Raw genomic sequence first — 7,536 nt, 5'->3', positions numbered from 1 at the left:
ATAGGCCTTGTTCCCGCGCGAGTCGATGGACACCCCGACGATCCGCCCGGGCATCGACCGCTTGTAATCATCCTTGCAGGACATGAAGGCCGCATGTGGCCCGCCATAGCCCATCGGCACGCCGAAGTGAGGGTGTGAGGTCCCGTCAAAACAAACAAGCGACGGGGAACTGCGAGCGAGAGCGGTGAGCCTTCTCACGAGGCGAGCTGCTGAAACGAGCTGGCGGGAACCTGATCGCGACCGGATCTGAGATCTGGGAGAGACAAGGGAGGAGAAATCGGAAGATTTTGAATTCAGTGCACTCTTTGAACCCTTCTGTCAGAGGAAGGAGGCTCCAACTGCAGGGAGAGCCGAGAGGCTTGAGACTGTGGGTGACGAGCAAGTCAGATTGAGAGCGGCTTGAGTTGAGCGAGAGTTTGATTCAGGTTGATCAAGAGGATCTGACCTACAACGGAGAGTTTGATCCTGGCTCAGGATGAACGCTGGCGGCGTGCTTAACACATGCAAGTCGAACGAACCTTCGGGTTAGTGGCGGACGGGTGAGTAACGCGTGAGAATCTGCCCTCAGGAGGGGGATAACGGCTGGAAACGGCCGCTAATACCCCATATGCCGAGAGGTGAAATGAATTTCGCCTGAGGATGAGCTCGCGTCTGATTAGCTAGTTGGTGGGGTAAGAGCCTACCAAGGCGTCGATCAGTAGCTGGTCTGAGAGGATGATCAGCCACACTGGGACTGAGACACGGCCCAGACTCCTACGGGAGGCAGCAGTGGGGAATTTTCCGCAATGGGCGAAAGCCTGACGGAGCAACGCCGCGTGAGGGATGAAGGCCTCTGGGCTGTAAACCTCTTTTCTCAAGGAAGAAGATCTGACGGTACTTGAGGAATAAGCCACGGCTAATTCCGTGCCAGCAGCCGCGGTAATACGGGAGTGGCAAGCGTTATCCGGAATTATTGGGCGTAAAGCGTCCGCAGGCGGCCTCGTAAGTCTGTTGTCAAAGCGTGGAGCTTAACTCCATTTCGGCAATGGAAACTGTGAGGCTTGAGTGTGGTAGGGGCAGAGGGAATTCCCGGTGTAGCGGTGAAATGCGTAGATATCGGGAAGAACACCAGTGGCGAAGGCGCTCTGCTGGGCCATAACTGACGCTCATGGACGAAAGCCAGGGGAGCGAAAGGGATTAGATACCCCTGTAGTCCTGGCCGTAAACGATGAACACTAGGTGTCGGGGAATCGACCCCCTCGGTGTCGTAGCCAACGCGTTAAGTGTTCCGCCTGGGGAGTACGCACGCAAGTGTGAAACTCAAAGGAATTGACGGGGGCCCGCACAAGCGGTGGAGTATGTGGTTTAATTCGATGCAACGCGAAGAACCTTACCAGGGTTTGACATCCTGCGAACCCCTGAGAAATCGGGGGGTGCCTTCGGGAGCGCAGTGACAGGTGGTGCATGGCTGTCGTCAGCTCGTGTCGTGAGATGTTGGGTTAGTCCCGCAACGAGCGCAACCCACGTCTTTAGTTGCCAGCATTCAGTTGGGCACTCTAGAGAGACCGCCGGTGATAAACCGGAGGAAGGTGTGGATGACGTCAAGTCATCATGCCCCTTACATCCTGGGCTACACACGTACTACAATGCTACGGACAAAGGGCAGCAAACTCGCGAGAGCTAGCAAATCCCATAAACCGTGGCTCAGTTCAGATCGTAGGCTGCAACTCGCTACGTGAAGGAGGAATCGCTAGTAATCGCAGGTCAGCATACTGCGGTGAATACGTTCCCGGGCCTTGTACACACCGCCCGTCACACCATGGAAGTTGGCCACGCCCGAAGCCGTTACTCCAACCCTTGTGGAGGAGGACGTCGAAGGTGGGGCTGATGACTGGGGTGAAGTCGTAACAAGGTAGCCGTACCGGAAGGTGCGGCTGGATCACCTCCTAACAGGGAGACAACAACTGACTCTGATGTTTCATCCACATTGTGATGAAACCAAAGTCCTGTCATCTCGATGGTCGATCGGTACCTCAGCCTGACAGCTCTAGCGGCTGATCAGGTTCAGTTCCTAAACTTCGTCTAGGTCACCCCAAAGGGATGTTGAAAGTCGGCTTTGATTGAATTGATCAAGGCTGATTTTTGATGTTACTGAGAGGTCGAACTCCTCGGCGCATTAGCTCAGGTGGTTAGAGCGCACCCCTGATAAGGGTGAGGTCCCTGGTTCAAGTCCAGGATGGCCCATTCGTGTTTGGGGGTTTAGCTCAGTTGGTAGAGCGCCTGCTTTGCAAGCAGGATGTCAGCGGTTCGAGTCCGCTAACCTCCATGCCACGCTCTGCGCACTGCCAGACCCTCAAGTCGAACGCGACGGAGACGTCGCCAGGAACTTCGACTGGGATGACCAAGATCAGTGCAGCTGATGATTTCAGCCTCCAATCATTCCTGATCAGGTTGATTGGATGCTGAACTCAAGGCTCTGAGAGATCGGAGTCTGTGTTCAGCGCGAACCTTGACAACTGCATAGGTGAGTCTGGAAAGAAAGCATCTCATGGATGTCCAGTGAGAACTGGCGTTCTATTGAGTTTAGAGCCGAGACTTTCCAGTGTTCTTCTGATCCCGCCGAGATCGGGAGTTTGATCCTGGCATTCAAACCGGATTGTCAATCAGTGGTCCAAAAGCCAGTGAGGAGCAATCAAGGTGAATCTTGGAGAATGGGCCTCAACAGCCTGAAGCACTGGGAAGATACATTGGTCAAGCTACAAAGGGCTCATGGTGGATACCTTGGCACACAGAGGCGATGAAGGACGTGGTTACCTGCGATAAGTCTCGGGAGCTGGAAACACGCTTTGATCCGGGAATTTCCGAATGGGGCAACCCCTAGAACGGCCGCCTGAATCCATAGGGCGGTGCGAGCCAACCCAGCGAACTGAAACATCTTAGTAGCTGGAGGAAAGGAAAGTAAAACGACTCCCTCAGTAGCGGCGAGCGAACGGGGACCAGCCTAAACCGATGGGTTCGCCCATCGGGGTTGTGGGACAGCAATGTGGACCAACGGATTTAGAAGAAGCGTTTGAATGGCGCGCCACAGAGGGTGAAAGCCCCGTATTCGAAAATGAAGTTGGCCTAGCTGTATCCCGAGTAGCACGGAGCACGTGAAATTCCGTGTGAATCCGCGAGGACCACCTCGTAAGGCTAAGTACTCCTGTGTGACCGATAGCGCAACAGTACCGCGAGGGAAAGGTGAAAAAGAACCCCGGGAGGGGAGTGAAACAGAACATGAAACCGTGAGCTTACAAGCAGTGGGAGCCCGACTGATCGGGTGACCGCGTGCCTGTTGAAGAATGAGCCGGCGACTTATAGGCACTGGCAGGTTAAACCGGGAATGGTGGAGCCACAGCGAAAGCGAGTCTGAATAGGGCGATCGTCAGTGTTTATAGACCCGAACCCGGGTGATCTAACCATGGCCAGGATGAAGCTTGGGTGATACCAAGTGGAGGTCCGAACCGACTGATGTTGAAAAATCAGCGGATGAGCTGTGGTTAGGGGTGAAATGCCAATCGAACCCGGAGCTAGCTGGTTCTCCCCGAAATACGTTGAGGCGTAGCGTCTTGTGCTCCAGCAGGGGGGTAAAGCCACCGTTTCGGTGCGGGCTGCGAGAGCGGTACCAAATCGAGACGAACTCTGAATACCCTGTGTGTAGCAAGGCAGTCAGACTGTGGGGGATAAGCTCCATGGTCGAAAGGGAAACAGCCCAGACCGCCAGCTAAGGTCCCCAAATCAACGCTGAGTGATAAAGGAGGTGGGATTGCCCAGACAACCAGGAGGTTTGCCTAGAAGCAGCCATCCTCAAAGGAGTGCGTAATAGCTCACTGGTCGAGCGATCCTGCGCCGAAAATGAACGGGGCTAAGCGTTGTACCGAAGCTGCGGATTGATTTATCAATGGTAGGGGAGCGTCCATGTGGGGTGAAGCGTTAGCGTAAGCGGGCGTGGACTGCATGGAAGTGAGAATGTCGGCTTGAGTAGCGAAACATGGGTGAGAATCCCATGCCCCGAAACCCTAAGGGTTCCTCCGGCAGGCTCGTCCACGGAGGGTTAGTCAGGACCTAAGGCGAGGCCGAAAGGCGTAGTCGATGGACAACAGGTCAACATTCCTGTACCGGTCATGTTTTGGGAAGGGGACGGAGAAGGCTAGCCCAGCCAGATGTTGGTTACTGGTCCAAGCGTTCGAGGCGTTGAGAGCTGGCGAAAACAGCTTGAGCTGAGGCGTGAGTGCGAGCTGCTACGGCAGCGAAGTGGGTGACGTCAAGCTTCCAAGAAAAGCCCTATACCCGTTAAGGCATGACTGCCTGTACCCGAAACCGACACAGGTAGGGTGGTAGAGAATACCGAGGGGCGCGAGGTAACTCTCTCTAAGGAACTCGGCAAAATGGCCCCGTAACTTCGGGAGAAGGGGTGCCACCGCAAGGTGGTCGCAGTGAAGAGGCCCAGGCGACTGTTTACCAAAACACAGGTCTCCGCTAAGTCGCAAGAGATGTATGGGGCTGACGCCTGCCCAGTGCCGGAAGGTTAAGGAAGCTGGTCAGCGTAAGCGAAGCTGGCGACTGAAGCCCCGGTGAACGGCGGCCGTAACTATAACGGTCCTAAGGTAGCGAAATTCCTTGTCGGGTAAGTTCCGACCCGCACGAAAGGCGTAACGATCTGGGCGCTGTCTCGGAGAGAGGCTCGGCGAAATAGAATTGTCTGTGAAGATGCGGACTACGTGCACCCGGACAGAAAGACCCTATGAAGCTTTACTGTAGCTTGGTATTGTGCTCGGGCTCGGAATGCGCAGGATAGGTGGGAGGCTTTGATCCATTGCTTGCGGGTGATGGTGAGCCAACGGTGAGATACCACTCTTTCCGAGCTAGAGTTCTAACGGCCGCCCGTTATCCGGGGGCCGGACAGTATCAGGTGGGCAGTTTGACTGGGGCGGTCGCCTCCTAAAAGGTAACGGAGGCGCGCAAAGGTTCCCTCAGGCTGGTTGGAAATCAGCCGACGAGTGTAAAGGCAGAAGGGAGCTTGACTGTGAGACCTACAAGTCGAACAGGGACGAAAGTCGGCCTTAGTGATCCGACGGTTCTGCGTGGAAGGGCCGTCGCTCAACGGATAAAAGTTACTCTAGGGATAACAGGCTGATCTCCCCCAAGAGTTCACATCGACGGGAGGTTTGGCACCTCGATGTCGGCTCATCGCAACCTGGGGCTGAAGTCGGTCCCAAGGGTTGGGCTGTTCGCCCATTAAAGCGGTACGCGAGCTGGGTTCAGAACGTCGTGAGACAGTTCGGTCCATATCCGGTGCACGCGCAGGAACATTGAGAGGATTTCTCCCTAGTACGAGAGGACCGGGAGGAACGCACCTCTGGTGTACCAGTTATCGTGCCAACGGTAAACGCTGGGTAGCCATGTGCGGAGTGGATAACCGCTGAAAGCATCTAAGTGGGAAGCCCACCTCAAGATGAGTGTTCCCATGGCTTAAGCCAGTAAGGTCACGGGAAGAACACCCGTTGATAGGCTCTACGTGGAAGCGCAGCAATGCGTGAAGCGGAGGAGTACTAATAGACCGAGGGCTTGACCAACACTCGAGCTCTAAGAGCAGCGGCGATGCCGTTGCCAGCTGATTTCCAGAGGGCGAGATGATGCTGAGCGATCAGAAATCATTGGCCTAACCTATGCAGTTCTCAGGGTTCACCTGGGGATGAAGCGACTATCCTGGTGTCCATGGCGCAGTGGAACCACTCCGAACCATCTCGAACTCGGCTGTGAAACGCTGCAGCGCCGACGATATTTGGGGGCAGCCCCTGAGAAAATAGGTCGATGCCAGGTAAAATCTTCATTCTGTCGATGCGTCATACCGCCTAATGATTCTGCATCCAGGCGGATGCCGAAGAAGCCACCCGCTCGGGTGGCTTTTTATTGGCTGGCGTCGGCAGAGGCCGGCGCCGGTGGACCTCCGCTCACCACCGGTGCAGGATGGCCTTGGCGCCGACTCTGCGTGATGCAACGTCCCCTCCCCTGGTTCTGGATCGTGCTCGCTGCGGTGCTGCTGCTCGCACCGATCCCAGCGGGCCGCCTGCTCCTCGACGTGCTTGGCGGCATCACACTCACCATCCTGCTGTTGCCCCTGTTGCTCGGGGCCGCCGGCTTCCTCGCCTGGCAGGTGCTGCAGCGGCGCATGCGCACCTGTGCTGTCTGCGGCTTCAGTGCAATCGGTCTGGACCAGTGCCCTGCCTGCGGCTCCCCCTATGAGCAGCAGGCCAGTTCCCCTGCTGATCGTCAGGTCCCCTCCGCCGGGCTTGAGATCGACGCCCGTGACGTGACCATCGATGTGGAAGTGGTGAATGACCGGGACTGAGCGGCCCGCACACCCCCCCGGCTGCATCAGGCATCGTTCTGGAGTTGTTCCAGTTCGGCCAACCGCCGTTCGCGAAGATAGAGAAACAGAGGCGCCGCGCAGGCAAACGCCAGGGTGACGCAGCTGAGCAGCACCCAGCCGAGTCCGCGCATCTGCAGGCGACGGCTCTCCTGCACCATCCAGATCACCACGGCGGTGGCACCGATGGCCAGATCCCGCGACAGGGACCTGGCGGCGGGATTGGCGTTCGCCATCGCGATGAACAGGCCCATGTCAAAGGGCTGGCCGCTGCTGCGGATGAATTCGACATTGGCGAGCCAGGGCAGGATCGCTCCGGCGATGGCCAGGGCCAGATACAGCCACTGCAACCACGGGAGCCCCCGAGCGGGCCGGCCCCCAGGCGCTGCTGAGGTGGTCATGGTGCGTACGGGATCGGTGTTGCGTCGGGATTGTCGCTGCTCCAGAGAGCAACGTCCTGCTCGACTTGATCCAGCAGCTGCTCGCAGCGCCTGGCATAGGCCTCGGCACGGCGGTAGAGCCCGCTCATCGCTTCCACATCCAGATCGCTGGCCTGCAGCTCGGCGAGGGTGAGATCCAGGGCTGTGCGCGACTCTCTGTAGCTGAGATCGGCTGCAACATCGACGGGATCAGGCTCGGCGGGGCGTCGGCGGCCTCCGGCTCCGGTCTTGGCGGCGGGATCGCTGTTCACCTTGGCCATGGCGGCAGTCAAGGGGGGCAGGACGAATGCGAACCACCCTGGCATCCAGTTCGCCATCCGCGAGTTGCACCACGATCTCCTGGTCGCTGTTCACTGCCGCGACCGAACGCAGCAACTGTCCCTGCCGGTCACGAACCAGGCTGAAGCCGCGCTCGAGCAGATGGCTCGGCGAGAGGGCCCGAAGCAGGCGCCGGGCCTGACGGAGCTGCTCCCGATGGTGTTCCAGAATCAGGCTGGGGTGACAACGCTGCAGCAGCTCGCGGCATTGCTCGACCTGCCGCCGTTCGCTCTGCAGGCGCAGCAGCACCAGCTGGCCCAGGTGTCTGCGCAGTTGCGTCAGGTTCGCCTGGGCAAGGCGTCGATCCGGAAAGCAGCGCCACCACGGCTGCCGTGGGTGTGGCGGCTCTGTAATCCGCCACCAGGTCTGCCACGGTGGTGTCGTCCTCGT

General features: G+C 57.8%; 4 protein-coding genes, 2 tRNA genes, 3 rRNA genes and 1 pseudogene. 6 read left to right on the top strand and 4 right to left on the bottom strand.

The window, feature by feature from the left end; all coding sequences use genetic code 11:
• Window positions 1-138 (bottom strand): annotated as a pseudogene (locus SYNGFB01_RS16440) (hypothetical protein); the annotation flags it as partial.
• Between the two features lie 309 nt (window positions 139-447).
• On the opposite strand from SYNGFB01_RS16440, the gene SYNGFB01_RS09375 reads away from it, so the two are divergent.
• The 6 genes from SYNGFB01_RS09375 to SYNGFB01_RS09350 all read left to right on the top strand — a co-directional run bounded on the left by SYNGFB01_RS09375 (window position 448) and on the right by SYNGFB01_RS09350 (window position 6,370).
• A 16S ribosomal RNA gene (locus SYNGFB01_RS09375) occupies window positions 448-1,929 on the top strand.
• 220 nt (window positions 1,930-2,149) lie between these two features.
• Window positions 2,150-2,223, top strand: a tRNA-Ile gene (locus tag SYNGFB01_RS09370).
• A gap of 9 nt (window positions 2,224-2,232) precedes the next feature.
• Window positions 2,233-2,305, top strand: a tRNA-Ala gene (locus SYNGFB01_RS09365).
• A 423-nt stretch (window positions 2,306-2,728) separates the two neighbouring features.
• Window positions 2,729-5,594 (top strand): 23S ribosomal RNA (locus SYNGFB01_RS09360).
• Between the two features lie 132 nt (window positions 5,595-5,726).
• Window positions 5,727-5,841, top strand: a 5S ribosomal RNA gene (rrf, locus tag SYNGFB01_RS09355).
• Together the 16S, 23S and 5S rRNA genes with 2 tRNA genes alongside form the textbook arrangement of a ribosomal RNA operon.
• A 172-nt stretch (window positions 5,842-6,013) precedes the next feature.
• Window positions 6,014-6,370: a hypothetical protein gene (locus SYNGFB01_RS09350; protein WP_048017827.1), complete on the top strand. Its 357-nt coding sequence runs from the start codon at window positions 6,014-6,016 to the stop codon at window positions 6,368-6,370.
• A 26-nt stretch (window positions 6,371-6,396) separates the two neighbouring features.
• Here the strand turns inward: SYNGFB01_RS09350 and SYNGFB01_RS09345 are convergent, their stop codons facing one another.
• Genes SYNGFB01_RS09345 through SYNGFB01_RS16435 form a run of 3 tightly spaced genes read right to left on the bottom strand, consistent with a single transcriptional unit; the run spans window position 6,397 to window position 7,395 of the window.
• Entirely contained in the window at window positions 6,397-6,789 is a 393-nt protein-coding gene (locus SYNGFB01_RS09345) for a DUF2834 domain-containing protein (protein ID WP_048017826.1), read from the bottom strand.
• Window positions 6,786-7,088, bottom strand: a complete 303-nt coding sequence (gene xseB, locus SYNGFB01_RS09340; RefSeq protein ID WP_048017825.1) for an exodeoxyribonuclease VII small subunit — start codon at window positions 7,086-7,088, stop codon at window positions 6,786-6,788. The genes SYNGFB01_RS09345 and xseB overlap by 4 nt, the downstream gene beginning before the upstream one ends.
• On the bottom strand, window positions 7,018-7,395 hold the full coding sequence (locus SYNGFB01_RS16435; protein WP_072061601.1) for an exodeoxyribonuclease VII large subunit: 378 nt from the start codon (window positions 7,393-7,395) through the stop codon (window positions 7,018-7,020). Before SYNGFB01_RS16435 ends, xseB begins: the two co-directional genes overlap by 71 nt.
• Window positions 7,396-7,536 lie beyond the last annotated feature (141 nt).

Source organism: Synechococcus sp. GFB01 (assembly GCF_001039265.1).
Taxonomy (GTDB): Bacteria; Cyanobacteriota; Cyanobacteriia; order PCC-6307; family Cyanobiaceae; genus NIES-981.
Note: the sequence above shows the minus strand (reverse complement) of the source record. Positions and strands in the feature narration are given on the sequence as shown.